Origin of the sequence: Paraburkholderia fungorum (assembly GCF_900099835.1) — a bacterium.
Lineage (GTDB): Bacteria > Pseudomonadota > Gammaproteobacteria > Burkholderiales > Burkholderiaceae > Paraburkholderia > Paraburkholderia fungorum_A.
Window position 1 is genome coordinate 1631368 of the sequence record NZ_FNKP01000002.1, and the last position, 26584, is coordinate 1657951.

27 protein-coding genes are annotated in these 26584 nt (G+C 59.1%); 18 read left to right on the plus strand and 9 right to left on the minus strand.

The features are described from left to right. Positions 1 to 8: 8 nt before the first annotated feature. The 3 genes from BLS41_RS23180 to BLS41_RS23190 form a co-directional block, all read right to left on the minus strand. Positions 9 to 1076: a C45 family autoproteolytic acyltransferase/hydrolase gene (locus BLS41_RS23180; protein WP_171910295.1), complete on the minus strand. Its 1068-nt coding sequence runs from the start codon at positions 1074 to 1076 to the stop codon at positions 9 to 11. Between the two features lie 134 nt (positions 1077 to 1210). Then, positions 1211 to 2065 carry a MurR/RpiR family transcriptional regulator gene (locus BLS41_RS23185; protein ID WP_074769066.1) on the minus strand — a complete coding sequence of 285 codons (855 nt, stop codon included), beginning with the start codon at positions 2063 to 2065 and terminating at the stop codon, positions 1211 to 1213. A gap of 744 nt (positions 2066 to 2809) precedes the next feature. Further along, positions 2810 to 3436 (minus strand): TetR/AcrR family transcriptional regulator, encoded by a 627-nt coding sequence (locus tag BLS41_RS23190; RefSeq protein ID WP_074769068.1) that lies wholly within the window; start codon positions 3434 to 3436, stop codon positions 2810 to 2812. A gap of 342 nt (positions 3437 to 3778) precedes the next feature. Between BLS41_RS23190 and BLS41_RS23195 the strand changes: the two genes are divergently transcribed. Continuing rightward, positions 3779 to 4954 carry an MFS transporter gene (locus tag BLS41_RS23195; RefSeq protein ID WP_083380127.1) on the plus strand — a complete coding sequence of 392 codons (1176 nt, stop codon included), beginning with the start codon at positions 3779 to 3781 and terminating at the stop codon, positions 4952 to 4954. Between the two features lie 247 nt (positions 4955 to 5201). Beyond that, positions 5202 to 5549, plus strand: coding sequence for a hypothetical protein (locus BLS41_RS38575; protein ID WP_143026353.1), 348 nt, complete (start codon positions 5202 to 5204; stop codon positions 5547 to 5549). A gap of 131 nt (positions 5550 to 5680) precedes the next feature. Here the strand turns inward: BLS41_RS38575 and BLS41_RS23205 are convergent, their stop codons facing one another. The 3 genes from BLS41_RS23205 to BLS41_RS23215 form a co-directional block, all read right to left on the minus strand. Then, positions 5681 to 6520, minus strand: a complete 840-nt coding sequence (locus tag BLS41_RS23205) for a phytanoyl-CoA dioxygenase family protein (protein WP_074769074.1) — start codon at positions 6518 to 6520, stop codon at positions 5681 to 5683. Positions 6521 to 6556: 36 nt separating this feature from the next. Continuing rightward, a complete protein-coding gene (locus tag BLS41_RS23210; RefSeq protein ID WP_074769076.1) occupies positions 6557 to 7333 on the minus strand; it encodes an ABC transporter substrate-binding protein in 777 nt (258 codons plus the stop codon). Positions 7334 to 7434: 101 nt separating this feature from the next. Continuing rightward, positions 7435 to 8598 carry a M20 aminoacylase family protein gene (locus BLS41_RS23215; protein ID WP_074769078.1) on the minus strand — a complete coding sequence of 388 codons (1164 nt, stop codon included), beginning with the start codon at positions 8596 to 8598 and terminating at the stop codon, positions 7435 to 7437. 202 nt (positions 8599 to 8800) lie between these two features. On the opposite strand from BLS41_RS23215, the gene BLS41_RS23220 reads away from it, so the two are divergent. After that, on the plus strand, positions 8801 to 9751 hold the full coding sequence (locus tag BLS41_RS23220; RefSeq protein WP_074769080.1) for a LysR family transcriptional regulator: 951 nt from the start codon (positions 8801 to 8803) through the stop codon (positions 9749 to 9751). A gap of 255 nt (positions 9752 to 10006) precedes the next feature. On the opposite strand, the gene BLS41_RS38580 is transcribed toward BLS41_RS23220, so the two are convergent. After that, complete coding sequence (locus BLS41_RS38580) at positions 10007 to 10186, minus strand: hypothetical protein (RefSeq protein WP_143026354.1); 180 nt, start codon at positions 10184 to 10186, stop codon at positions 10007 to 10009. Between the two features lie 354 nt (positions 10187 to 10540). Here BLS41_RS38580 and BLS41_RS23225 point away from each other — a divergent pair, with 354 nt between their 5' ends. Both BLS41_RS23225 and BLS41_RS23230 read left to right on the plus strand, forming a co-directional pair. Continuing rightward, on the plus strand, positions 10541 to 10954 hold the full coding sequence (locus BLS41_RS23225) for an ester cyclase (protein WP_074769082.1): 414 nt from the start codon (positions 10541 to 10543) through the stop codon (positions 10952 to 10954). Then, complete coding sequence (locus BLS41_RS23230) at positions 10951 to 11412, plus strand: MarR family winged helix-turn-helix transcriptional regulator (RefSeq protein WP_253189739.1); 462 nt, start codon at positions 10951 to 10953, stop codon at positions 11410 to 11412. The genes BLS41_RS23225 and BLS41_RS23230 overlap by 4 nt, the downstream gene beginning before the upstream one ends. A gap of 396 nt (positions 11413 to 11808) precedes the next feature. Here the strand turns inward: BLS41_RS23230 and BLS41_RS23235 are convergent, their stop codons facing one another. Next, the gene (locus BLS41_RS23235; RefSeq protein ID WP_253189740.1) at positions 11809 to 12828 is read right to left on the minus strand and encodes a MurR/RpiR family transcriptional regulator; all 1020 of its coding nucleotides are present in this window, start codon (positions 12826 to 12828) and stop codon (positions 11809 to 11811) included. A 144-nt stretch (positions 12829 to 12972) separates the two neighbouring features. On the opposite strand from BLS41_RS23235, the gene BLS41_RS23240 reads away from it, so the two are divergent. The 13 genes from BLS41_RS23240 to BLS41_RS23300 all read left to right on the plus strand — a co-directional run bounded on the left by BLS41_RS23240 (position 12973) and on the right by BLS41_RS23300 (position 25075). Beyond that, entirely contained in the window at positions 12973 to 13821 is an 849-nt protein-coding gene (locus BLS41_RS23240; RefSeq protein WP_074769088.1) for a transporter substrate-binding domain-containing protein, read from the plus strand. Between the two features lie 15 nt (positions 13822 to 13836). Next, a complete protein-coding gene (locus tag BLS41_RS23245) occupies positions 13837 to 14451 on the plus strand; it encodes a DUF1989 domain-containing protein (protein ID WP_074769090.1) in 615 nt (204 codons plus the stop codon). Beyond that, positions 14367 to 15110, plus strand: a complete 744-nt coding sequence (locus BLS41_RS23250) for an urea carboxylase-associated family protein (protein WP_253189741.1) — start codon at positions 14367 to 14369, stop codon at positions 15108 to 15110. Before BLS41_RS23245 ends, BLS41_RS23250 begins: the two co-directional genes overlap by 85 nt. 18 nt (positions 15111 to 15128) lie before the next feature. After that, the gene (locus BLS41_RS23255) at positions 15129 to 15824 is read left to right on the plus strand and encodes an amino acid ABC transporter permease (RefSeq protein WP_074769094.1); all 696 of its coding nucleotides are present in this window, start codon (positions 15129 to 15131) and stop codon (positions 15822 to 15824) included. After that, positions 15821 to 16495 carry an amino acid ABC transporter permease gene (locus BLS41_RS23260; RefSeq protein WP_074769096.1) on the plus strand — a complete coding sequence of 225 codons (675 nt, stop codon included), beginning with the start codon at positions 15821 to 15823 and terminating at the stop codon, positions 16493 to 16495. The genes BLS41_RS23255 and BLS41_RS23260 overlap by 4 nt, the downstream gene beginning before the upstream one ends. Positions 16496 to 16500: 5 nt before the next feature. Continuing rightward, positions 16501 to 17304, plus strand: coding sequence for an amino acid ABC transporter ATP-binding protein (locus BLS41_RS23265; RefSeq protein ID WP_074769098.1), 804 nt, complete (start codon positions 16501 to 16503; stop codon positions 17302 to 17304). Beyond that, positions 17301 to 17969 (plus strand): DUF1989 domain-containing protein, encoded by a 669-nt coding sequence (locus BLS41_RS23270; RefSeq protein ID WP_074769099.1) that lies wholly within the window; start codon positions 17301 to 17303, stop codon positions 17967 to 17969. The genes BLS41_RS23265 and BLS41_RS23270 overlap by 4 nt, the downstream gene beginning before the upstream one ends. A gap of 40 nt (positions 17970 to 18009) precedes the next feature. Further along, a complete protein-coding gene (alc, locus tag BLS41_RS23275; RefSeq protein ID WP_074769101.1) occupies positions 18010 to 19014 on the plus strand; it encodes an allantoicase in 1005 nt (334 codons plus the stop codon). A gap of 520 nt (positions 19015 to 19534) precedes the next feature. Continuing rightward, entirely contained in the window at positions 19535 to 20839 is a 1305-nt protein-coding gene (locus tag BLS41_RS23280) for an MFS transporter (RefSeq protein WP_074769103.1), read from the plus strand. A gap of 150 nt (positions 20840 to 20989) precedes the next feature. Beyond that, entirely contained in the window at positions 20990 to 22204 is a 1215-nt protein-coding gene (locus tag BLS41_RS23285) for a porin (protein ID WP_074769105.1), read from the plus strand. Between the two features lie 54 nt (positions 22205 to 22258). After that, a complete protein-coding gene (locus tag BLS41_RS23290) occupies positions 22259 to 23686 on the plus strand; it encodes a M20 family metallopeptidase (protein ID WP_074769107.1) in 1428 nt (475 codons plus the stop codon). 42 nt (positions 23687 to 23728) lie between these two features. Continuing rightward, a complete protein-coding gene (locus BLS41_RS23295; RefSeq protein WP_290439538.1) occupies positions 23729 to 24043 on the plus strand; it encodes an MlrC C-terminal domain-containing protein in 315 nt (104 codons plus the stop codon). A gap of 72 nt (positions 24044 to 24115) precedes the next feature. Beyond that, entirely contained in the window at positions 24116 to 25075 is a 960-nt protein-coding gene (locus BLS41_RS23300; RefSeq protein ID WP_074769111.1) for a LysR family transcriptional regulator, read from the plus strand. 230 nt (positions 25076 to 25305) lie between these two features. Here BLS41_RS23300 and BLS41_RS23305 read toward each other — a convergent pair whose 3' ends face one another. Continuing rightward, positions 25306 to 26514 carry a D-amino acid dehydrogenase gene (locus BLS41_RS23305; protein ID WP_074769113.1) on the minus strand — a complete coding sequence of 403 codons (1209 nt, stop codon included), beginning with the start codon at positions 26512 to 26514 and terminating at the stop codon, positions 25306 to 25308. Positions 26515 to 26584: the final 70 nt, after the last annotated feature.

A 26584-nucleotide genomic window follows, 5' to 3' on the forward strand; every position in this document is an offset into this window, starting at 1 on the left:
GCTATTCCTTATTGTTTCGGGTCGCGCTCAGGCCGGGCAATGAAGGTGTCGAACGCACATTGCTGCTGGCGGAATATTTTCATCGACACCCCTGCTTCGCCAATCTCGAAGAGCGCGGTGGCGAGCGTGTTTTCGTCGTCGGGATCGAGCGGATCGTCGCGGTAGATTGGCAAGCCCGTTGGCGCGCGATCGTGCAGCACGTCGAGCAATGCCGCAGGTTGCAACGGCGTGGCGAGCGCGAGCGCTGGCAGCAATGCCTCCACTCGCAATTGCCGGTCACGCGACGAATCCGTGACGATTTGCGCTTCCGCTTCGCAGCCGGGATGAATCATGTGATTCGCGTGACCGGAGAGCCGCGAGACGCGCTGCACCGAACACCGCTGCGTGGTCGCTTCGACGCTGAACAAACGCGCGTCGCCCGCACGACCTAGCGTGTGATGAAAACCACTCGCTGACGGCACTGTACGCAGGATTTGCAATGCTTCGTCGAGCGAGGCTGCGTCGAGCACGGCGCGCGCGAGGATCATCCTGGGCACGCCGACACGTGGCGTGCGGATACGCAGATTGTTGATCGCCTGCGCGATACCGGCGCGATTGGCGGCAAAGGTGTGACCCGGCAACGAACCGGGATAGTAGAAACTGACGAACCCGGGTTTACCGACAGGCTGCACGTCGACCATCGCACAGCGCTCGCGCAGAAACGGATCGCCGTCTTCGTTGTGCGCGATGAAAAGTGCGGTAGCGTTGGTTTCAGCCGCCGCCAGTGTCGTGCAGCCGTCCGGCGCGTTGTGGATCAACTCGCCACGGCAATTCCACAAAAACACATCTTCCGCCGACCACTCCAGACCTGCCGCCATGCCGTCGAGTTCGGCCAGTAAGGCTGGAAAATGCGCATGTGCCGCCTCGCGCATTTTCTGCACGAAAGGATTGCCGCGCCAACACCGCACCGCGCGCCACGCGCTGCTTTGCTCCATGTAATCGGCGAATACCGGCCGCGCGATTTCACCGAGCCGGTAGCCGATTTCATACGGCTCGCCGCTCACCTGAAAAAGATTCAAATCCTGCTTCGACGTCACGACTCGCACCCAATCAACAATCGGTACATATTTATACGTCAAAACAACATTTGTTGTCAAATCACGTGACGCGACTCCAGACGATGACACCGCTGATTTCAAGCGGTATCGTCTGAAGGTCTAGACGGAAAAACTCAAGGCACGTACGCGCCCTTCGCGTGCAACGACTGTTCGGCAATGGCAAGCTGTTCGACCGCGCCCGCGCCTTCGAGCGCAAGCAGATGCGCGACCAGCGATTCGGCGATCGCGGTTGCCGCCACCAGCGACGGAAAAAACGAAGGACTCTCGTGCGAGAAGATCAACACTTTGTCGGCGTTCAGCGCGATCGGGGAGACCGCGCTATCCGTGATCGCGATCAGCTTGCTGCCCTTTTCAAGCGCGGCCTCGGCGACCCGCGCCGCTTCGACTGAATATGGCGCGAAGCTGACAACAATTGTTGCGCTGTCTCGTTCGACAGTGCGCAGTTGCATTTCGAGCGTACCAGCCTCGCCGTTGAGCAGCGACACCGATGGCCGGAACAGCCGGTAGCCGTACACGAGGCCGAAAGCCACCGCATAACACGACCGGAACCCGGCCACGTGCACGTGCGACGCGCGCCGCAACAGACGCGCGGCTTCGACGATCACGCGACCATTGTGCGCGGCCGTGACATCGAGATTATGTTGCTGCGCAACGAGCAGATCGTTCGCCAATGCGTCTTTCGATTTGACCAGCGAACGCGCGCGGCTCGTAAGCGGTTCGGGCCGCGTACGCACGCGCGCGACGAACAGGTTGCGCAACTCGTTCCAGCCGGGAAAACCCAGTTGCTGGGACAGACGCACCAGCGAAGCCGGTTGCACCTGGGCGCGCTCGGCGACCTTGCGCATGGACGAGACCGCGACCTCGTCGGGATGATCGAGCAGGAAACCCGCTCCCATCTGGAACTGCGGACTCAGTTCGGCAAAACGTGCCCGGATCAGGGCGGCGAGCTGGTCAAAACTGTCTGGCATGCGATGGTCCGGACGAGCCGTCGATATGGATGACAACAAATGTTACCACCGGGTCTGGTGGGGTCAACAGGTGGGAAAAACGCTGGTGGTGAGAGGTAAACGAAAGCTGGTTTGCGACAAACAAAGTTGATCTTGCCTTTTGATGCAATTAAAACTGGTCTGGCAACTCGCCTGCAGATCACAGCTCCTTGTGCGATAAGGTATTCGAGCCAACTCTATTCTGCGTTGCGGATGCGTTTTCTAGCGTTGAAAAACCTACGAGCGTCTTTTGGAGGGCGGCCATTGCCGACGGCTGCCTTCCGAGAAAGGTACGGCGTAGAGAGTGCTTTGCCAACATTCGTCGCTCAAGTGCGGTCGATATCGGCTTTCCGCAATGGCGAATGGGTCTGTGGGCAAGTTCGCGCCCCTCGACTGGAACGTACAACGGTCATTGGACCGTCCAGTTCTGTTTGAAACCAGTCCGTTGCTCAACCAGTACATATAGGCCGAAGCGGACACTGGGAACGGCAGGCGGCTACGTCGGCAGTGTGGCTGAAGGCAGTCGGTGGCATGGTCCGGTCAGGCAGCCAAATTGCCGCTATTCCAATGAATGAACTCACCCTTCCGACCCAACCGAGCCACTCGGCAATGAAACTTTCTACTGTCTCTTCCTAACGCATAACGGTCAGATCAAGATCTTCGCAAACGGCAGCGACGCTCGTTAGCATTGTCAACAAGCGGTCGGTAGAGTGCAGCTAGAGTCATCTACCGACTAGTCTGTTTGGTTTTCGACGTATCCCACAGCAACATGACCTGAGTGATTGAAGCATCCATGACGGTGTTGCGAATACCGTCGCGGGCCAAGGTGGAAAGTCCTAGCAGGAACGAGTCGAAAACGGCCACCAACGCTCGAGCATCAATATCGGCGCGCAACTCGCCACTGTCGACACCCCGTTGCACACACAAGGTGAAGCCCGCTCGTGTCCGCGCCCGTGAGCGTTTCAACGGCGCGGTCACGTCTGCGTTTTCTTCGGTTGGAGCGCTCATGACGGCGAGCCCGACCATACAGCCCTTCGGATGTCCTGGCTCGCACTGCATCTTCGCAGACCTGCGCAATGCCGTTTCGATGGCATCACGAGGCGCCAGATTGGTGTCCCATAGGCATTCCGTGACCCGCGCATAGGTAGACAGGTAAAGCGTCGTACATTCCTGAAACAGCGCCTCCTTGGAGCGGAACGCCGCGTAAAAGCTCGGTGCGGAGATCCCATTGCTGATTCCAGCCTTCAACTGACTCAACGACGTCGATTCGTAGCCGTTCTGCCAAAAAATGTGCAGCGCCTGCTCGACCGCCTTGTCTCGGTCGAACGTTCGTGGGCGTCCCATCGTCGACATGTCGAACTCCAGCAAATCTCGAAGATTTATATACTAAACGATACATAAGTTGTTGACAACTTTGCTTTCGGACAAGTAATGTACCGATCGATACATATTATGACGATCGTCATAAGCTCGTTGCAGCGAGCAACGGCGGTCTCCTGCTTCTCGGTTTTAGCTTGTCTGCAAAGAAAACTTTTCGTCCATATATGTACCGAACGGTATATATATGGACGGTATTGAGGGCTGAACTCACGAAGCTCTTTCATCATTGAGAAAAACATTGTGACGACTCTGATTTCAAAGACTGCCACGACTTCGAAAGACCGTTTGCCCATCACTGCGCTCCTCGCGCTGGCAATGACCGGCTTCATCTGCATCATCACCGAAACCTTGCCGGCAGGACTGCTGCCGCAAATAGCGGCCGGCCTCGGCATTTCAACCTCGCTGGCTGGCCAGACTGTCACGGCGTATGCCGTGGGTTCCCTGCTTGCAGCCATCCCCCTGACCATCGTCACGCAAGGCTGGCGACGACGCAACGTGCTACTACTGACTATCCTGGGTTTCCTTGTATTTAACTCGATCACGGCAGTATCGTCGAACTATTGGCTAACGCTTGCGGCGAGGTTTTTCGCTGGCGTGGCAGCGGGACTGGCGTGGAGTCTGCTGGCCGGTTACGCCCGCCGAATGGTACCGGTGTCCCAGCAAGGCAAGGCGTTGGCCGTGGCGATGATCGGCACGCCGATCGCGTTGTCGCTAGGCGTTCCGCTTGGAACATGGTTAGGCACTGCCATTAGCTGGCGCAGTGCATTCGCCGTCATATCGGCGTTGACGTTGGTGTTGATCGTATGGGTACTTGCGAGGGTACCGGATTATCCAGGGCAGGCTGGTCATGAGCGGCAGTCGCTGCGCAGCGTGTTCACGACACCGGGTGTGCGGCCCGTGCTCGGCGTCGTAGTCACCTGGATGCTGGCGCACAACATCCTTTACACCTACATCGCACCGTTCGTCGCGCAGGCTGGACTTGCCACGCATGTGGACGTGGTGCTACTGATCTTCGGTCTGGCTGCACTATTGGCCATCGGCGGCGCTGGCCGCCTTGTCGATCACCATCTCCGCGTCGCCGTGTTAGCCAGTCTGGCGGTCTTCGCCGTCGTGTCGCTGATGTTCGTCTGGTTGGCACGCGTACCTGGCGCCGTGTACGCCGACGTGATCGTGTGGGGCCTGACATTCGGCGGTGCGGCAACGCTTCTGCAAACCGCGCTGGCTGATGCCGCAGGTGATGGCGCCGATGTGGCATTGTCCATGAACGTGGTGGCCTGGAACGGTGCTATTGCTGGTGGCGGCCTGGTGGGCGGCATGCTGCTGGATGCGTGGGGTGCACAATCTTTTCCGCCGACTGTAGTGCTTCTGCTTGCAAGCGGACTTGCAACCGCCTGGCTGTCGCGAGCGCACGGCTTTAAGGCTGGATCGCGCCACGCACACCTGAAAACACCAGCGCCGTCAAATAAACCACATCGACGAGTCAATCAATGAAATCTTCGTCGCTCTGCAAATCCCTCATTTCACTTCGTGGCTGAGAAAGCTGAAGCGCCGCGGCCGTGATCACTGATTGTGGGATGAACGTGCAGTTACCTGAACGAGTCCGCAACCAATTTTCTGAATTCAACCAGAAGCGTTGACCAACGTTGGCGTTCGTCACTCTTTCCGACCGACATTGGTCAAGGCGTAAGGATCGAGCATTTGCATCGCGGTGCATCGGTAGCAAAAAACGGATCGACCGATGTCGTCGTGTAGTGGCGAACGACCGTTGCCAAGCGGAAGCCTACGTCTGGATGTCGAATCTTCAGGTTCAGCGAATGTCGCAAAGTGGCCGACAGATATCGGATTTTTGACCGCTGGCAAGCTGGCAAGCTGGCAGGCTGCAGCAACGTTGCGGGAGCCTGCGATGAAGCCGGACACAACTCTGGCGAGTCTGAACATGCGTGAACTGGACATGCTGAAGGTCATTCAGGCTTCAACGAAGGTCGCTAATTCATCTGCATACCGATCGCCCATGGTGTTTGGCTCGGAGGATGATGCTTCTCGCTCCCTGAACCAGGCGGAACCGGAAATAGATGTCGCGACGTAGCTTCTATGCCGCGGGATCGCTCCGCCGGATCCGTTCTGAACCGGGACGAGACCCACCCACGCAGCAAATGCGCGACGTGACCAAGAGGAGCTCAGCGTTACCCGCGAAATTCAGAGCTACTGTGCCTTCTTCTAGCCTCTCCGGGACCAAACCACCGGAAACAAAGGACTTTCCATCTGTGCCCCTTCTCGCAGGGTTTCGACGAGGCCAGGAAACTCCGGCGATGTGCGCCATTTCCGCGGTGCATGACGGATATCGTCGCCAATGAAGCGGACCGAAAACGCGCGGCGCCGCGACGCCCCGCCGACGCCGCCCGACGCGTGCAGCGTCAGCATGTTGAAGCACACCATATCGCCGGGTTCGAGCGCCCAGCCGATGATCGGAAACGCGTCCCGATTTGCTTCGATATCCGGGAGGTCGGCGAGGCTTCCTTCCGGAAACCACTTCGCCTGATTGTCCATGAACGTGCGCGGCATCAACCAGGGCCCGAGATGCGAACCTGCGACAAATTCGAGCCGCGACGCGTGCGCGACCGGATCCACTGGAATCCACATGCTGACGTTGTCGCCGCCGCTGATGTTGTAGTACGGCTGGTCCTGATGCCAGGGTGTACGTTGCCGCGTGTTCGGTTCCTTCACCAGCAGATGATCGTGATATAGACGCACCGTTTCGCTGCCCGTCAATGCGGCGGCGACCGCGGGCGCGGCCGAGTCGAAAATGAAGCGGCGGTATGCATCGATTTCCGACCAGTTGCAGAAATCTTCGAAGAACCAGCCGGGGTCGTCGGGACGGCTTGCCACTTTCGCACGCGGACTCGGCGAAGCGATATTGCGCTCAATGCCGGCGCGCAACAGCTCGATCTCGTCGGCATTGAATATCTGCCTGACACACACTGCGCCATCGCGACGAAAATCGTCGATCAGCTGCGGCGTGACCGCGCGCGCGATGCGCTCGTTCAAAGACTCAGCCATTGTTTTTCTCCTCCTGAAATAACGTGGCCCAGCGGTTCAATCGCCGAAGATATTGAAATTGAAGTATTTCGCGGCGACTTTCTGATAAACGCCGTCCTGCCGGATCGCCACGATCGACTGATTGATCTGCGTCTCGAGTGCAGTATCGCCCTTGCGCAAGCCGATCGCGACATCGCCCGCCACACGGCTGTCGCTAACCGGCTTGCCGACGAGCGCGAAGCCCGCGCCACGCGGAGTCTTCAGAAAACCGAAATCCGCCTGCACGGCTGCCTGGAACGCCGCATCGATCCGGTGCGTCACCAGATCCTGATAGATCTGATCCTGCGTCTGATACGCGACCACCGTCACGTTTTTAGGCGCCCATTCGGCGTTCGCATAACTTTCCTGCGTCGAGCCCTGCACCACGCCCACGCGTTTGCCTTGCAGCGCCTGCGCCGTCGGCTGAAGACTCGAACCCGCAACGGCAATCAGCGCCGAGCTGCTCATGTACAGGCGATCGCTGAAGTCGATCTGCTGACGGCGCGTCGGTGTTGCCGACATCGCCGACAGGATCGCGTCGAACTTGCGAGCCTTCAGCGCGGGAATCATGCCGTCGAAATTCTGCTCGATCCATACGCACTTCTTGTGCAATTGCGCGCACAACGCGTTGCCGAGATCGATATCGAAGCCGACATACGATCCGTCCGGCGCTTTCGATTCGAACGGCGGATAACTCGGATCGACGCCGAAGCGCAGCGTTTGCGGATCTTGCGCATGCGCGGCGAACGACGCCATTGTCAGCGCGCAGAGGGTTGAGTAGATCGCTTTTTTCATGGCATTCCCGGTGGGGTCGTGTCGAAAGTAAATGGGCATCCATTTGCCTGCGGCGCCGGATGGCAATCAGCGCAACAAACTGGACAATGCAGGCATGCGGCTCAGACGAGAAAGTGCTCGACCAGTTCGACCCAGTAGCGTGCGCCGGTCATCAGAATGCTGTCGTTGAAATCGTATCCCGCGTTATGAAGCATGCAACTGCGTTCGCCTTCGCCGTTGCCGATGATCAGATAACAGCCTGGGCATTGCTGAAGGAACCACGCAAAATCTTCGCTGCCGGTGAACGGCTCTACATCGTTAAGCACAGCGTCGGCGCCGAACGCTTCGAGCGCGACATCATGAGCGAAACGTGTCATGTCCGCGTCGTTGACGAGCAGCGGATAACTACGCTCGTAGTTCAGCTCGGCGTGCGCGCCGTACACGGCGGCCTGCGCATGAATCACTTCGATAATGCGGCGCTCCAGCGTTTCGCGCACCTCCGCGCGCAATGCGCGCACGGAAATCTTCATATGCGCTTCGCCAGGAATCACGTTCGACACTTCGCCCGCGTGAATCGAGCCGACCGTGATCACCGCCATGTCGAGTGGCGCGACGTTGCGCGACACGATGGTCTGCAACGCGAATACGATCGCCGCACACACCACGACAGGATCGACGCTCTTGTGCGGCATCGCGCCGTGACCGCCGTGCCCCGTCACGCGCACCGTCACCTGATCCGCCGACGCCATGAACGGCCCGGCGCGAAAACCAAGCTTGCCGGCCGGGAATCCCGGCATGTTGTGCATCGCGAACACTGCGTCGCACGGATGCTGTTTCAGCACGCCCTCTTCCAGCATGCGGCGCGCGCCCGCCAGTCCTTCTTCCGCGGGCTGAAAAATCAGGTTCAGCGTGCCGTTGAAGTTGCGCGTTTGCGCCAGATGCGCGGCGGCGGCAAGCAGCATCGCAGTATGGCCGTCGTGACCGCATGCGTGCATCTTGCCGGGATGCACACTGGCGTACGGCAAACCGGTTTTCTCGGTGACCGGCAGCGCGTCCATGTCGGCGCGCAATCCGATATTGCGAGCGCCATCGCCTGCCTTCAGCGTGCCGACGAGACCGGTCGCGCCAAATCCGCGTTCGACGCTGTAGCCCCATTGCGTGAGGCGCTCCGCGATCAGATCGCTGGTCATGAACTCTTCGTAGCCGAGTTCGGGATGCGCATGGATCCGCTGGCGCAGCGCAATCATCTCGTCGCCGCGGGCGAGAATATCGGGAGTAGAGGTCATTCGCGCTGGGTCGCCTTGTTTCGAAAAGTGAACACGTAGCGCTAACGTAGCCTGTCAGAAAAAGGACCGGGAGAGCTAGAATCGTGAACGCGTCAACCAAAAGTGAACACTTCGTCGCCGAAGGTTCGGCGTGCGGCGTCCCGCCTGCGCGCCCGGGCGTGCAGGTCGTCTGGCTGCCGCCGGATCCTGTTCAAGGAAAAGCATGAAACTGCACCACCTGCGAACCCTCGTCGCGATCGCCGAAGCTGGCGGCGTGCGCGGCGCGGCGCGCGCGTTGAACGCGTCGCCGGCTGCGATCACCAAGAATCTGCGGCAGCTCGAAGAGAGCGTGCAGATGTCGCTGGTTACCCGGACTTCGTCCGGTGTGACGCTCACTGAGAGTGGCCAGACGTTGCTGGTTCATGCGCGGCTGATGGTCGGTCAGCTCGCGCGTGCGCAGGAAGCAATGGATACGTTGCGCGGTGTCACGCACGGCAAACTCACGATCGCGGTGACGCCATGGATCGCGATGACGTTCCTGCCAGACGCCGTGACGCGCTTCTGCGAGCGTATGCCGAACATCCGCCTCGAATTTTTCGAGGGATTGCTGTCCAATGCGAATCCGCGTTTGCGCGACGGCAGCCTCGATCTGTTCATTGGCCGCCCGACGCCGGGCGCATCGGGCACGGAATTCGACTGTCGCCTGCTGTTTTCGTCGACATGTGCGTTGGTCACACGCGACCGGCATCCGCTCGCGAACGCCCGCTCGCTCGCTGATCTGGTCGATCTCGACTGGCTGTTGACGTGGGATCCGGAGACCGACACGCCCGGCTCCAACTCGATGTTCCACCGCTACAACGTCGCGACGCCGCGCAAGATTCACGTCACACATTCGTTGTCCATCGCGCTGTCGTTGCTCAGGAAAACGGATATGGTCAGCGTGTTTCCGTGGCCGCTGGTCGAGGTGACAGCGGCTCGCGAAGGACTGTGCGCAATCCCGCTGAGAGAGGACGTCGAAGACGCGATGGTTGGTGTGATTTACCGTAGCGGCCATCCGCTGAGCGCCGCGTCGACGTGCTTTCTGAATTGCATGATCGAGACGATTCGAGAGGGCGTCGCATCGACATCATCGGAGACGCAGCACGTTCTGCGATCGGTGGAATTGTTGATCTGATTTCGACCTGGCCTTGCCGACCCAAGTCTTTGACACGTGTGCAGTTGCTGCGTCACAGCGTCGATGCAAGGTCGCGGATCGACTCGCGCAGGACAAGTCCGGTGACGTGGCGATGCATACCCCTGGTTCGCGTTCACGTCGGCAGCCGCCTTACTGCCCCAGGTAGGACTGAGCCGGGTTTGTCAGACGTCCTGCGGCGCCGACCGGATCTCGCAGTCAAATAAGCGGGCATGTCTACACGCTTACAGGTGTTGATCATTTGAGAAATTGCGAATGGGTCTTGTCGACGGCGGATTCAACAGGTCGATGCAACATCTGAAATCTGCGTGAGCAGCGGAGAGGTTGCAAATCAACCATCGGGCCTTCTGGGGCAGGATGTCCCCGGCGGCTTCGAATTGCAGCCACTGCCACGTGCGCGTCGATCATTTTCTTCATGGCCCATTCCTGCCGATCAGGGATGAACGCCGCCGGCCAGGCCTGCCGTTCAGGCCTCGCCACCGTGAGACAGTTTCCGACTTCTTTTCAGCGGTTCAGCCAGCCGTGATATCGAATGTCTCGCTTATAGCCGACAAATGAGAACTCAAGAGCCAAGTCGACCTGTTAAAGCACTGATCGGAACGCTCGACTGCAACAGCAAACTCCTCTCATCAGACGTCAACAAGTAGTCCGGTCAGTCATACAGATCAAGCTACGGCACTTAGCTTCTTGAAATATACAGCATTGCTGTATATTATCGTCACGCGCTCTCCTGCGGGAGTCGACGAATTTTCAAGGTAGTTAAGGACTGGCATGTACACCAACGACCCCAAAGCTGTTGTCAAGCGATTCAATTACGAAGTAATCCGCGACGGCAATCGAGAAAGCTTCGAAGCACTCATGGCACCCGACTTCGTCAACTGGTCTGCGCCAAGTGAGGCGACGCGAGGCGCCGAAACCATGTGGGCGACATTTGCTTCGGTGTTGCGCCCAGCAATCGCGGGCCTGGAGGTCCACATCCATGAGCAACTTTGCGACGGCGATAAGGTCACGACGCGAAAGTCGATCTCCGGCAAGCATGTTGGGACGCTGCTTGGCGCGGCGGCCACCGGCGAAAATATTTCCATCGACGTAATCGATATCGTCCGTATTCGGGACGGACAATACGTCGAACATTGGGGCGTGAATACGCTTGCAGCTGTCGTTGCGCGACTTCACAAACAGTGAGTGCACCCAACATGAGTCGAAGTGACGTCTCAACCGCCCGCGCCGATGACCCCGCATTCCTGGGCGAGTCAATTCGCGATGTCGTGAGCCGCCTCGTTAAGGTTGTCCGCGCGCAAAGTGGCACGCACTCGAACGCGCAGAACGAGACACTTTCGCTGCTGGAGCGGTCCGGCCCTGTCAGTATTTCAGCCTTGGCCGTGGCGAGGTCGGTGACACATCAAACGATGCGGCTGGTCGTCATGAAACTGGTCGAACAAGGGGTGGTAATCCTGCAACAGGACGCTGAAGACCGCCGCGCTTACGTCGTGGACCTGACCGACCAGGGACGCGCACAGATTGCGCATGACCGGTCTGCACGTTCGCAATGGCTGACAGAGCAACTGATAAAAAAGACGAGTCGTGAAGAGCGCGCGGCATTGGCAGTTGCCGTTCGAACCCTTCACAAGCTGGTTGACTGATCCGACCTCGCGGCGACTCCGTTGGAGCTAACCCGAAGTTGCCGGAGAGTTGGAAACAGGAGATGACAAGGAAGGTTGCTAGCAGCGATGACCGGTAGGTCGATACGGCAACCAGGATAGTCCGTCTGGCAGGGCGAAGAAATCATCCAGCGATTCAAAGGGACGCCGATGCACATTTGAGCTATAAAACGACAAGACGTCCTCCATATTTCGTAGAGCTTGTCGAGACTCGCGAGCCATTACCTCGATTGGATTGCAGGTCGGATCGCGGAAAAACATGGTTGCCCATTAATCTGGCTTGCCATCGAAACGTATCGTGGGTCATGTTCAGACGCGCGAGGCTCGACTCGCTCAAGATGAGCAATGTCGGCTCGCACGAGTGCCGACGCTCTCTCACTAGTCGAGCTCTCTCAAACTATCGTGCATGATCTCGATACGCTGCAAGTGATTACTGCCGTGCTCGAGCAGTCGCTGCGCAACCAGCGAGCAGATCAGATTCACGACTGCCGTCAGACCAATCAGGCTATCGAACAGCATCAGGCCGTCGGTCTGGCATCGGATAACCCATCGCGCCAGTTTCGCCGGTTTTCCCGCAATCACGTCGGACATGTAAAGGATGGGAACGCCCGCCTGCGCCAGCGCCGTAGCGATATGGCCGACAGCGGGCACCCGTCTACGTAAGCCGACCAGAACAACGATATCTTTTTCGCCCAGATCGGCCAGATACTCTCCGACCGTGTCACCTGGCGCGGGCAGAAGAACGACATCTGAGCGTACCTGGATCAGCTCGCGCCGGATCATCGTCGCCACCGTATAGCTGTGACGGTAGCCGATGACAACCACCCGCCGTGCGTGCGCCAGCGCATCGACTACCTCGCTCACTACCTGTGTATCGAGCGATCGGTACGTGTTGGCCAGGTTTTCAACTTCGTGTTGCAGATGCGCCTGAATCAGTTCATCGAGCGTGCTGTCTGCGCTTTTCCGGCCACGCCCCTGCAAGTACAGCGGCGAACCGCCGACCTGCGCCGCACGGGCAATCGCGCGGGCGTCGTCGTAGGACGCGTACCCCAGCTTCTGGAAAAAACGGGTAGCGGTCGCCTTCGACACCTGTGCACTCGTCGCGAGTTCGGTTGCCGTCTGCATCGCCAGTTGACCAGGTGCACTCAGGATCACGTCAGCAAGACGCTGATCGATTTCAGACAGCTCGTCGTAGCTCTCCGCGATACGACTTTCGACTGACTGCGCAACGCGCTCATCTTTTTTTGATTGGGCTTTCGGCATTCTGGCTATGAACAGGTTAGCGCGCGGAATCGGTGAGCAAGCAGCACCGGGATAGTGCGCACAGCGTGAAGTTGCACACATCGAGTGCAACTCGATGATTAATTTCCGGGATTCATTATAGATCGGTTGCTGCAAACGTGAAACTCATGTTTCTTAATTCACCTTTTAGAAACGTGTGTTTATAAGTAAAAACAGATGAAACACGCGTTTCACGACATCGACTGGTATGGATCATGCATTACGTCCTGCATCATCCATCTGTCAACGGGAGTTCCATCGATGTCGAAGCGCCGCCTCTCCATTACCCACCTCGCAGCGTTGTTGTCGTTTTGCACGTTGATCCACTCCGCCACCGCTAGCGCGGACACCCTCGACGACATCAAGAGCCGCGGCACGATGACCGTCGGCATAGACCCGACTTTTGCGCCGTATGAATACACCGATGCCAATAACAACATCGTCGGTTTCGATCCCGCGATTCTTGCGGCGGTCGCGAAACACCTGGGCGTCAAGATCGAATATCAACGCATGGCATTCAGCGGCATCATTCCCGGACTGCTTGCGCATTCATTCGATATCGAGGGCTCGGCGCTGAACGTCACCGCAGAACGTGCGAAACGTCTCGCATACGTCGTGCCAACCAGCAAGACCGTCAACGGCGCACTCGTGCGCGCGGATTTCAAGAAGATCCCGGCGAATCCCACTATCGAATCGCTTGCGGGCCTGACTGCCGCAGTGAAAAGTGCAAGCGCCCCCGAAAAGATCCTCACGCAGTTCAACGAAACATTAAAGGCCAAGGGCCTCGCACCGATCACGTTGATCAGCGTGGACAGCGTCGATCAGACAGTCGCTGCATTGATGACTCGCCGCGCCGATTTCGTATTCGACGATATGACCGTGCTTGCGGGTGTGGTCAAGCAGAACCCTGGCAAACTCAAATCGACTGGCGAACTCGGCCCGGCGCAATGGATCGCATGGGCGACCCGTCCTGACGATGCTCGTCTGAACAAGGCCATCAGCGACCAGATAATCGCAATGAAGAAATCTGGCGAACTCGCACAGTTGCAAAAGGCCAATCTCGGTGTGAGCTTCAATACGCCGACCTCCGACTTCATCCCCCAGCAATAAGCGTCGGCAAATCAAATGAAAGATCAAGCTCAGACTCTCACCGTCAAGGCCGGACATGGCCGGACATTTGAAGTAAAGGCGGGCCAACGCCTGACGATCATCGATGTCGAAGGGCAACAGGCAGCCGATTTCGTTGCAGTCGTTTCATCGAATCATGCCGAGAAACTTTCTCCGACCCATACCCGACGACAACTTGAAACGCTCTTTTTCAATGTGGGCGATGCGCTGTATTCGTCGCTGGGACGGCCGCTGTTGCGGGTCGTCGTGGATACCGTCGGCGTTCACGATGCCAATGTTCCCGCCTGTGACGATACGCGCTTCACGGTCGACTTCAATGTGACGGGCCATCGCAATTGCCTCGACAACATGCATGCGGGCCTTGCGTTGTACGGGCTTTCGCCATTCGACGTGCCCGAGCCGTTCAATCTTTTTCAGAACGGCCCGGTCACCGCCGACTGCCGGATGCAGGTGACTGATCCAACGAGCAAAGCTGGCGATCACATCACATTCGATGTCCTGGAAGACCTGGTGTGTGCAGTGTCGTCGTGTCCACAGGACATTATTCCCGGCAACGGGCTGAAAGTGACCGATATCGCCATCTCCATTCTGCCTTCGGCAGGCACCGCCTGATCAAACCTGAAAAGAACTCGACTATGTTGCTTCTTAAAGAATCGCCTTCACGTGCGGCGCTTGCGCCGCAAACCATCATCGTGCCTGCTGGCGAAAGCCGCGCCATTGAAGTTAAAGCCGGCCAGATCCTTCGCATAGAAGCAAAAGAAGCGGGTGCGGTCGCCTCGATGTTCGGCTTCAGCCGCACCAGCGACGACATCTATATGTCGGTCCATCACACCCGCGTCTTCAGCAATTCTTATGTGCTGGCAGCAGGCATGCGGATCGTTAGCAACCGCCGACGCGCGATGATGGTGTTGGGTAAGGACTCGTGTGGCAAGCACGATCTGCTTTTGCCCGCATCCACGACTGCGTTCCTCATCGAACAAGGCTATACCGGACAGACCGGATGCGTTGAGTCAGTCAGCGAGGTGATCAGTGCACTCGGGCTGAAGCCGCCGAAGATGCCCGATCCGATCAATCTGTTCATGCATGTCGCGCTCCATCGGGACGGACGTATCGAACCACTACCCAATGCTACGCGCGCGGGCGATTTCGTCGCATGCCGCGTCGTGACGGATATGGTGTTCATCGTGTCGGCGTGCTGCACCGGAATCGCTGGCAACGATAAACCCGGCGAGCTGGAACTGTCGTCCGCAGAAGAACTCGACGAACTCTAATTCTGGGAAAACGCCGCGATGGGCTTCGACCCGCAAGTGATCCATAGCCTGCCTACGCTGGTCGACGGCTGGCTGATAACCGTGGAACTGACACTACTCGGCGCGACCGGCAGTGTCGTGTTCGGGCATCTCGCACTGGCGATGCAACTGACACGCGTCGCGCCATTGCGCTGGATCGCTCGCCTCTACATCAGTTTCATGCGTGGCACGCCAGCGCTCGTCCAGTTGTTCGTGCTGTTCTTCGCACTACCGCTGATCGGTCTGGGCGGCCGCCCGATGCTGGCCGCCGCGCTCGCACTCGGGCTGAACAGCGGCGCCTACACGGCTGAAATATTGCGAGGCAACATGCGCGTGATTACGACTGGGCAGTATGAGGCCGCAATTGCGCTCGGTATGCCTCGCTGGCGTATTGCAGCACGAATTGCGTTGCCGCAGATGTTAAAGGCGAGTCTGCCTGCGTTGATCAACGAGTTCACCATTCTGCTGAAGACGACGCCGCTCGCGTCGGTAGTCGCTGTGACGGAACTGACGTATGCCGGACAAATGGTAATCGCGCGGACCTATACGTCCACGCAGGTCATGCTGCTGGTCAGCGTGGGATATCTGGCTGTCGCATTGCCGGTTATCTACGCTGCACGGCACGTACAACAGCGGTCGCGGCCACGCGTGCCGGTAGTTAGCCGCGCGGTCACTCTCACCGGGGAAGCGCGATGACGTTCGATCTCGGTGTTCTATCCGGCTACTGGCAGACGTTAGCGAGCGGATTCGCCAGTACTGTCTGGCTGTGCATTGCCGGTGCGGCGATGGCGGGCGCGCTCGGCATCTTGCTGACGATCGGTCAACGTCGTGGATCTCCGTGGATCGTTTCGCTCATCCGAGCCTATACGGCACTCACGCTCGGCTTACCGCTACTCGTGCTGCTCTACGTGATGTTCTTCGTCCTGCCGGATTTCGGCGTGCTCCTGCCTGCTCCGCTAGTTGGCACGGTGACTCTCGCGATCTATTACGGCCCCTATGTTGCCGAAGTCATTCACGCTGCTGTCGCCGCCGTACCCGCGGGCACCATCGAAGCAGGTACCGCGATCGGCATGTCGCCGGCAAGAATCGCGCGACGCATTATCGCGCCTCAGGCGTTGCCGTTGCTGCTCCCTACGATGACCGGATTGCTGATCGGCCTGATCAAGGATTCTGCGCTGCTATCTGTGATCTCTGTGCATGAGTTCATGTTCGCCGCGAAGGGCGTCGTGTCGGACACGTACGCGCCACTCGAAGTCTATTTCGTCGTAGCGATGGTTTACTGGGCCGCGACATCGATCATTTATTTTCTGACCCGTTTCTGGGAACGCCGGCTCGGCAGTGCCCTGCGGGTTTCCTTGCCCAGGTGATCCGCATGAAATCTGTTCCTGCTTCCCCGGCCGTTGCGATCAAGGCAGCCGGTATCGTTAAATCATTCGGGACGAACCGTATTCTCGACGGAGTCGATCTGAACATCGCTCAAGGCGAAACGGTCTGCGTACTCGGACCGTCCGGCTCGGGAAAATCGACGCTGCTACGTTGTCTGAACTGGCTGTCGCCGCCCGACGAAGGTGCGATCTGGATCGGCGATGAACGGGTCGGCGTGCGCGAGAACGCAAGCGGCTCGACGAGCCCCCGCCCCGACCGTGAGATAAGCGCGCAGCGCAGCCGGATTGGCATGGTATTTCAGAGCTTCAATCTATGGCCGCACATGACGGCGCTGGAGAATGTGATGGAAGGATTGTTGTCGGTGAAACGTATGAGCCGTCTTGCCGCCAGCGATGTTGCAATCGAAGCGCTGCGGCAAGTAGGTTTGGGCGGCAAACACACTTCGATGCCCGCAAATCTCTCGGGCGGTCAGCAGCAGCGCGTGGGGATCGCGCGCACGCTGGCGATGGCACCGGAAGTGATTCTTTTCGACGAACCGACAAGCGCACTCGACCCCGAACTGGTTAGCGAAGTGCTCGCGGTCATGCGCGGCCTCGCCGCAAAGAATACGACGATGATCGTCGTCACCCACGAGATCGGCTTCGCGCGCGATGTCGCCGACCGGGTGATCTTTATGGACGGTGGACGCATCATCGAACAAGGACCGCCCACCCACGTTCTCGATGCGCCCGCGTCCCCTCGTCTGCAGCAATTTCTCCACCGCTTCAACATGGAATCGAAACACTCATGAGCGACACGAATCAAACCACCTTGACCGTTCCCGCCGGCCACGGCAAAGCAGTTCGACTGCGTGCTGGCCAGGCAGTCAGCGTAATCAACTCGTTCGGCACCCAGGTAGTCGATTGCTGGGCCTGGAATGCGTATGACCTGAACGAATATATGTGCATGGAAGCGACGCGCGTCTGGAATCAGCGACTCAATCCGGTCATCGGTGATAGCTTCGTCACTAATCAGCGCCATCCGATCCTGACCGTCGTTGAAGATACGACACCCGGCGTGCACGACACGTTCATGGCGGCATGCGATCGCAAACGTTATGAACTGCTTGGCGTGCGCGGCTATCACCGCAATTGCTGCGACAACATGTTCGAAGGGATGTTCGAACTTGGCGTCACGCCGCCGAGACAGAACCTTGCATCGTTCAATATCTTCATGAATATTCGGGTGCAGCCCGACGGCATCACGCTGCATACGCTACCCACTGTTACGAAGCCCGGCGAGTTCATCACGTTGCGCGCTGAAATGGATTGCTTCGTTGCGTTCTCGGCCTGTCCGCAGGACATCGTCAAGATTCAGGGACAAGGCGATAACACACCGAAATCAGTGGAAATCGCCGTACTCGATAAAGTCGAGTCTGAATTGCGAGGCACACAATCCTGGGTTCCGGCCGCCTGATTTTTTGCCTCTCAAGAATACTTATATCGAGTTTCAAACCATGGCTAATTCCAATCTCACGTCGAATGCACCCGCATTTTCGCGGACGGCGATCAATCTCGCCGATCCTCGACTCGGTGCCCGGACGGTGCTGAGCAGCGACGATTTCTTTGCGCCTATGTCACGGATGCTGGACCCGGAACCCGCCGTGTTTATTGCCGGGAAGTATGACGAAAACGGTAAATGGATGGACGGCTGGGAATCACGTCGCAAACGGGTGACGGGCCATGATTTTTGCGTAGTCAAGCTGGGGGTGGCGGGTCAATTGTTCGGCGTGGATATCGACACGAGTCACTTCACCGGCAATTTCCCGCCGGCAGCGTCAATCGAGGCGTGTCAATCGGATGACGACATACCCGGGCCGCAGACCAGGTGGGTGGAAGTACTGCCCGCCGTTGCGCTCAATGGAAATGCTCATCACTTTCATGCGATTGAAGAAAGCGACGTATATACCCATATCCGGCTCAATATTTATCCGGACGGCGGGGTCGCGCGTCTGCGTGTCTATGGACGTCCGCGTCGAGATGTGTCACGCGATTCAGATGTCGATCTCGCGTCTGCGATGAACGGCGCTCGGGTCGTCACGGCTAATAACGAGCACTACGGTTATGCATCAAACCTCCTGCTGCCAACCCGTGCGGCGAATATCGGCGAAGGTTGGGAAACGCGCCGTCGCCGGGAGCCTGGTGCTGACTGGTGCATCATCGAACTGGCGGTTCCTGGCGAGATTCACACAGTTGAAGTTGATACCGCGCATTTTAAGGGCAACTACGCTGATCGCTGTTCGCTGCAGGGTGCAATCGTCAAATCAAGCACTGACGAATCGCTTGTTACTCAATCGATGTTCTGGCCTGTTTTGATGAGCGAGAAAAAGCTCGACATGGATCGTTTGCACGCGTTCACGCCCGAACTGGTCGAGCCGGTCACTCATGTGCGGTTCAACATATTGCCGGACGGAGGCGTGTCGCGACTTCGGCTACGTGGTCGGCCATCCTGTTCCGCTTGAATACTATCCAGGACTTATTGGGTATAGATCAGAGACCATCTGAAGAAATCCACTGCCTGAAACTCCTCTATTCAAGCGGCCAAAAGATTGTTAGCCAGAATCCCTGAGGCTAACAATGCGCCACCCGCGGTATCGGCCGATACCGCGGCGTTCTGATTATCAAATGGGGCTGGTCTGCGGACTTTACACTACCTCAACTGCCCCGCCCCCAGCCTGATGTGCCTGCTCCCGTCGGGACGTGCCTGGTCTGGTAGGCCGTCACGACGCCGGGCGAGAATTAACCCAAGTCCAGCGGCGCATGCCATAGCGGTTGCTGAAACGTCCTGAGCCAGGGATTGGATCTGCAACGGAGCGTGGCATGGCCGGACTGCATACAAAAATTTATCACCCCAAAAATAAGTGAATAGCGTCGGCTTTTTGTCCCGGAAATACTGGCTTCAACTCAAGCCGATGCCGGTTCCCTGCGTTATGAATCGCTGCTGTGCTTGCCATCAAACCGTCGCCCTCCCCCGGAATTTCGATGAGCAATGTCACCCTGCAATCCGCCGACACGTCCATTGGCGTTCACCGTAGCCGGTCAAATTCCCAGTTCCGCACCATCGCGGCATGCTCGATTGGCAATGCGCTCGAAATGTACGACTTTACGGTCTACAGCTTCTTCGCGATGCTGATCGGCAAGCTGTTCTTCCCCGTCAGTAGCGCCTATGGCTCCCTGCTGCTGGCGGTTGGCACGTTCGGCATCGGCTTCGTGATGCGGCCGCTCGGCGCGATGGTGATCGGCAGTTTCGCCGACCGGCGCGGCCGCAAGGCAGCGATGACGCTGACGATCTCGCTGATGGTGTGCGGCACGCTCTGCATCGCCTTTGCGCCGACCTACGCCACGGCCGGAACTCTGGGCACCCTCGCCATCGTGTTCGGCCGCGTTTTGCAGGGCTTTTCGCTCGGCGGAGAAATCGGCGCATCGACCTCGATGTTGATGGAGTCCGGAAGTTTCGGCAGCCGCGGTTTCCGGATCGGCTGGCAAGGGGCGAGCCAGGGGTTCGCCGCCCTGCTGGGCGCGCTGAGCGGCGCCGTGCTGTATGCAAGCCTGTCGCAAGCGGCACTCGAATCCTGGGGCTGGCGACTGCCGTTTCTGCTCGGATTGCTGATCGCGCCCGTGGGTCTTTATATCCGCGCTCATCTCGACGAAACACTGGACGGGGAAGCCGCGGAGGCTCATCCGTTAGCGACGGTGTTCTCCGAGCACGGCAGCAAGATCGTGCGTGGCGTGCTGTCTATCGTCGCGGGAACGGTTGGCATGTACCTCGTCGTGTTCTTCATGCCGACCTACCTGGTGCGCGTGTTGCACCTTCCCACCTCGCTCTCGCTGATGGCAGGATGCGTGTCGGGCGCGACAATGACGGTCATGTGCCTTGTTTCGGGGTTGATCGCCGATCGAACCGTATCGCGCAAACCTCTCGCGATTGCGTCCGTTGCACTGACGACGCTGCTCATCTATCCCGTGATCTGGGCAATGAACATGTATCCCAGTGTGCCGCTGGCCCTCGTCATGATCGCGCTGGTCACCGCCGTGAGCAGCTTCGGCAGCGCACCCATGTTGCTGTTGCTGATGGAAATGTTTCCGGCCAGCGTGCGGGCGAGCGGACTGTCTGTGATCTACAGCATCGGCGTTGCGCTGTTTGGCGGATCCGCCCAGTTCATCGTGACCTGGCTTCTCGCTAAGACCGGCAATCCGATGTCGCTGGCGCTCTACATGGTCGCCTGTGGGATCGTCACGGTCTGCGCAATGTCCAGCCTGCCTGAACCGCGCAAACGCGCCTCATAAAACAGGCCAGCCGGCCCACAACCAGTCCGCCGGCTGCCTCCCCGCTATTCATCACTCTGACTGAATCGATTTCGCGCTCGAAAGAGACGCGAGGGAGCGGCTCGCCCGTTCACCAGCGCATTTATCAAAACACGCAAGTGGAGATCTGCAATGAGAAAGACGTTGAGTGCGCTCGTCGCCTCGGTAGGCACGCTGGCTTATGCCGGAGCTTTCGCGGAAGTGTCGCCGGGCGCGCCGCCCGATGCAGCGGCTGCCGCCTATGCGACCACCTCGCAAATGCAGTCGATCTTCCAGTACTGGGGATCGGGCCTGGGGCCGCAAACCCTGGGAGTGGCTTCGGAGCGCACCTTCGTGACGCTATACGGCACCGTGGATATGGGTGTCAACTACACGAAGGACGGTCCCTACAGCATCACGCGAGTGCAATCGGGCGGCGCGTTGACATCGAAATTCGGCTTGTACGGCCAGGAGTATCTGGGTAACCAGTGGACCGTGTTCTTCCGGCTCGAAAATGGCTTTCTGGGTAACACCGGCGCGGTTCAGGACTCGACATCTCTTTTCAACCGCGCCTCCTACATCGGGATCCAGAACCGCATGTACGGGCAACTGACGCTCGGCCGTCAATATACGTCCGGCGGCGCTGCCGCGCTTGGTGCAGACCCGTTCCTCGGCGTCGCGCACGAATCGGTCTACACGTACTTTCTCGGCACGTCGGATCTGGGGCTTGGTGCAAACAGCAGCGCGCTGGGACGTCTGCCCAACACGGTGCGCTATATCTCGCCGCGATTCGGTCCATTCGGCTTCGACCTGAGCTACTCGCTCAAAGGCGATCAATCGATAGGTCCCGCCGTCAGTCAACGTTCAGCGATGGTTTCCTACGTCGACAAACGCGCGGTACTGTCGGTCGCTGTCGGGCAAAGCTGGTGCGACCCGTCGATCTCCGGCAGTTGTATCGGCGACGCGACTATCGCCCCGGGCAAACGCACCGACACCTATCTCGCTTCGCTGCTCTACGACGTCGGCCCATTCATCGCCCAGGGCGCCTACATCCGGTACGTACCGCAGGCCGCGGATAGCGCGATCGCCAGTACCTATCTGCTGGGCCTGCAAAAGTGGTGGCGGGGTAATTTGCTACGGGCTTCGGTTGCGTATCGCGACACGACGAAATCGCAGGATTACGCGTACGGCACGACCCTCGGCATCGATCACTTCCTGTCGAAACGAACCTCGGTGTATGCACGGGTCGGTCTCATGCGCAACGGCCCGAATTCCAGCGTCACCTACAACTACGACAGCGGCTCGCCGACGCCTGCGGCAGGACGCACCATTTCGAGCGTCACGCTGGGTATCAATCACCAATTCTGAGCGGGTGCGCGGCTCCGTCGCGTCACCATTTTTTCCTTCACTGAGGAGACATCCGTGTCGATCGAACTGGTTCAAGACTTTATCGAAAGCAGCAAAGACAAATACATCCGGCTATCGGACGAAATCTGGCAGTACGCGGAGTTGGGCTACACCGAACAGAAATCCACCGCTGCGCACATCGCCTTTCTGAAAGCCGCGGGATTTACGGTACGCGAGGGTGTGGCCGGTATTCCGACGGCGTTCGTCGCGGAAGCCGGCTCCGGTGGCCCGGTGATCGGCATCCTCGGCGAGTTCGATGCCCTGTCCGGGCTGAGTCAGGAGAGCCTCGCACTTAACTGCTGTCCGTCGACCGAGATCTCGAATGGCAACGGCCACGGTTGCGGCCACCATCTGCTCGGCACCAGCGCTCATCTCGCGGCAGTCGCGGTCAAGAATGCGCTGGAACGCAATGGAATCGAAGGTACGGTGCGCTTCTACGGTTGTCCCGCCGAAGAAGGCGGCTGGGGTAAAACCTTCATGACCCGCGCAGGTCTGTTCGACGATGTGTCGGCCGCGATCACCTGGCACCCCGGCGTCGCGAACACGATCATGAACCTGGAGAGCCTCGCGGTTAAACAGGCGTACTTTCGCTTCAAGGGCGTGGCGGCACATGCAGGCGCGTCGCCGCATCTTGGCCGCAGCGCGCTCGACGCGCTCGAACTGATGAACATCGGCACCAACTTTCTGCGCGAACACATGATCCCGGACGCGCGCGTGCATTACGCCATCACCGACGCCGGGGGGATTGCGCCGAACGTCGTGCAGCCGAATGCGGCGGCGCTGTACATGATCCGCGCTCCGCGCAATCGCGACGCGAGCGAACTGTACGAGCGAATCTGCAATATCGCGCGCGGTGCGGCGCTGATGACCGATTGCGAACTGGAGATCGAGGTTCACTCGGCGTGTTCCAATCTGTTGCGCAACACCACGCTGAACGAATTGATGCAGGCGAAACTCAAGCAGTTCGGTGCGCCGCAGTATGACAGCGAGGAGTTGCAGTTCGCCGAGTCGATGCATCGTACGACACGCCCGGAGGAGATCGAGATGGCCGGCCGGATGCTGGCCTCGGCGTGGCGCCAGCCAAAAGCGTTGTTCGACGGTGTCGATGAGCTTTACAACGACCGGCCGTCGAAAATGCATGGTTCGACGGATGTCGGCGATGTGAGCTGGGTCACGCCGACCGTGCAGTGCATGACGGCGTGCTTCGCTTTTGGGACGTCACCGCATTCGTGGCAGTGGGTCTCGCAAGGCAAAAGTGCACTGGCGCACAAGGGGATGACGCTGGCCGCGAAAACGATGGCCGCCACCGCACTCGAGCTATACACGAACCCTCTGCTGCTCGCGGCCGCGCGCACTGAGCTGATGGAGCGTCTGGCCGAAGAGCCGTATGTGTGCCCGATCCCGGCAGAGGTGCAACCGCCGATTCCCGGACGTGCCGCCTGATTTTGTCCGGCTGTCAAACCTCCCTCAATTTATCGGCGGAGTATCAGGCTCGGCGGCAAATGCGGGCCCACGTCGGCGGACCCGCTCGATCTCGACGTGGAGGTCATGGGCGTGGTGCATGATCACACCGGCGGAGCATGGGGAGGCCGAATTCCGATGGGATTGTCCGTGTGGCTGCGCACCGGCGGCATCGATATTGCGGTGTGCTCGATCCGCACGCAGCTAATCGAACGCGATTCGCTGACAGGGCTGGGCATCGATCTCGACGGCAAGCGCCTCATCGTCGTGAATCCATGGGCGGAAGACGGCACGCCGCCCACCATTCTGTTCGGAGGCAAGACGGTGACGGCGAACTGACACCTGTTGCTCTGCACGGTCGTATTTTGTCCCGCTAAGCTATGCCCTTGGCAATGAGAATAGAGGGCGCTTGTGAAGTTGAGACAACTCGATTCGCTGCGTGCGGTCGCCGAGGCCGGCAGTCTTCATGAAGCCGCCCGGCGCCTGTTCCTGACGCAACCGGCAATCAGCCGCTCCATCCGCGAGCTGGAAGTCGAACTGGGCATGCAATTGCTCACCCGATCGGCGAATGGCGCCACGTTGACGCCATTCGCCCACCAGGTGCTGAAACGCGCGCTCGTCGTCCAGCGGGAAATCGGTCGCATCGCGGAAGATGCGCAGACAGCGCGTGGGGAACTCGGTGGCCGCCTGACGCTCGCGATCACCCCTCCTGCCTCTACCCGTGCGCTCGCCGACTCCCTGCTCGAACTCACGACCGCGCGCCCGGACGTCAAACTCGAAGTGATCGAATGGCGTGGCGCAAACATCTCGGACGGACTGCGAAACGGCACGATCGATGTAGCGATTTTCACGCAATATGGCGAACCTAAAAACGCGGCGTTCGAATGGACCAGGCTGTACGAGCTCGACGTGCAATTGACGATTGGGGCTTCATACCTGGGTAGCGAGTCTTTATCGATCGAGCAGATTCACGCGCTCCCGTGGCTTTTGCTCGATTCCCCGACCGATGAATCGAGCTTCGTAGCAACGCTATTCGGCGAGTACGGTATGCCGCCGCCGGAGCGGATAACGCGGTGTTCCTCGATGAACCTATACCTCGAACTGTCGATGCAGATGCAGGCGGTCGCGGTCTTTACGTCGCTGGCGACGCCGCTGCTATCGCAGCGTGCAAACGAGGGCATGCTCAAACTACTGCGGCTGACCGAGCCGACGCCGAAGGTCGGCATGTACCTCGCCTACTCCAGCGAGGAACTGCTGACCGCGACCGCCGAGGATTTCATCCGGCGCCTGCGCGCCAAGCTCGATGGCCGCGACGCGGGCCGCTTGCCGGCTGGCATTCCGTACGACGACAACCGGGTTAGCGCTCGCTAGTCACGAGATTGCCGTCATTTGCAGAGCGGCCGACAAGAACGTTGGCGCGCGGATGAGGCCATCTCGCACGATGCACAGGACATATGCCACGAGGCGATACCGCAGCACGCGCGGTATCGCCCAATCGACAGCGAGCGGCGATCATCGCATCACCGGCGGTAACGCCGCCCGATGGTGGCGCCACGCCGACCGACAACGTAGCCGGCCACACGACTCAGCGGCGCGACCCTCTATACCGCGCTTGCGACGACCTGTGCCGTGGCGGCTGACAAGGTCCACCCCAGATGCCCGTGCCCGGTGTTATAGAACACGCCAGGCCGTTTGCCTCGTCCCACCTTGGGCAACATGCTCGGCATCATCGGCCGCAGACCTGCCCACGGAATGACGCGCGAAGTCGACACCTCGGGAAAATGCCGACGCGTCCAGTCCACCAGCGGAGCAATCCGGTCCGAACGAATGTCGCGGTTAAAGCCGTTGATTTCAGCCGTACCGGCCACCCGAAAACGATCCGCACCGAGCCGGCTCGTGACGATCTTCGCGCTATCGTCGAGCAGACTCACCCATGGCGCGCGCTGCTGACTCGTCTCGTCGTCGAGACAGACGGTGATCGAGTAGCCCTTCACCGGGTAGATATTCACGTGGTCGCCCAGCATCGACGCAAACTCGCGGCTCCTCACACCCGCGCACACCACGATCCGTTCGAACGTGAAGCACTGTGACTCGCCTTCGAGATTGACCATTAGCGAGAAGCGTCTGTCAGCGGCTGGCTCGATCGACGTGATCTCCGCGTCGTAGTGAAATTCGACGCCCTTCCGCGCGCATGCTTCAGCAAGGCCGCGCGTGAATTTGTGAATATCACCGGTCGAATCAGACGGGGTAAAGAAGCCACCGAAGAAGTCGCCATGCAGCGTAGGTTCGATTCGTTGCAGTTCACTTGCGCTCACCGCGCTGCGGTCGAGTCCACCTTCGCGCAGCATTTCGTTGACCTTGCTGGCGGCGTCGAATTCCTTTTGCGTCTTGTAGATATGCAGAATGCCGCGCCGCTCCAGATCGAAGTCGATGCCTTCTTTTTCGGCGATCGAAAACAGATGCTCTCGTGCGGCGATCGCGAGCCGTACGGTTTCGACCGTGTTGGCGCGGTAATGCGGAATCTGCCGCAGGAACTCGCCCATCCACGAATACTTGTGCCATGTGGGCGTGGGGTTGAGCAATAGCGGCGCGTCGCGCGTAAGCATCCAGCGCAGCCCTTTCATGACGGTGGCGGCACTGTTCCAGACTTCCGCATTACTCGCAGACAACTGACCGCCATTCGCGAACGAAGTCTCCATCGCCGCATAGCGATGGCGTTCGAATACGGTGACGTGGTGGCCGAGTTGCGCGAGGGCGTGAGCCGTGGTGACGCCGGTAATGCCGGCGCCGATGATGGCGATTCGTGACATGACATGGTCCAGAGTAGTTGAGCATCACCGGTGTCGATTTCATATCGAAACCGGCGCTGATGCCCCATCT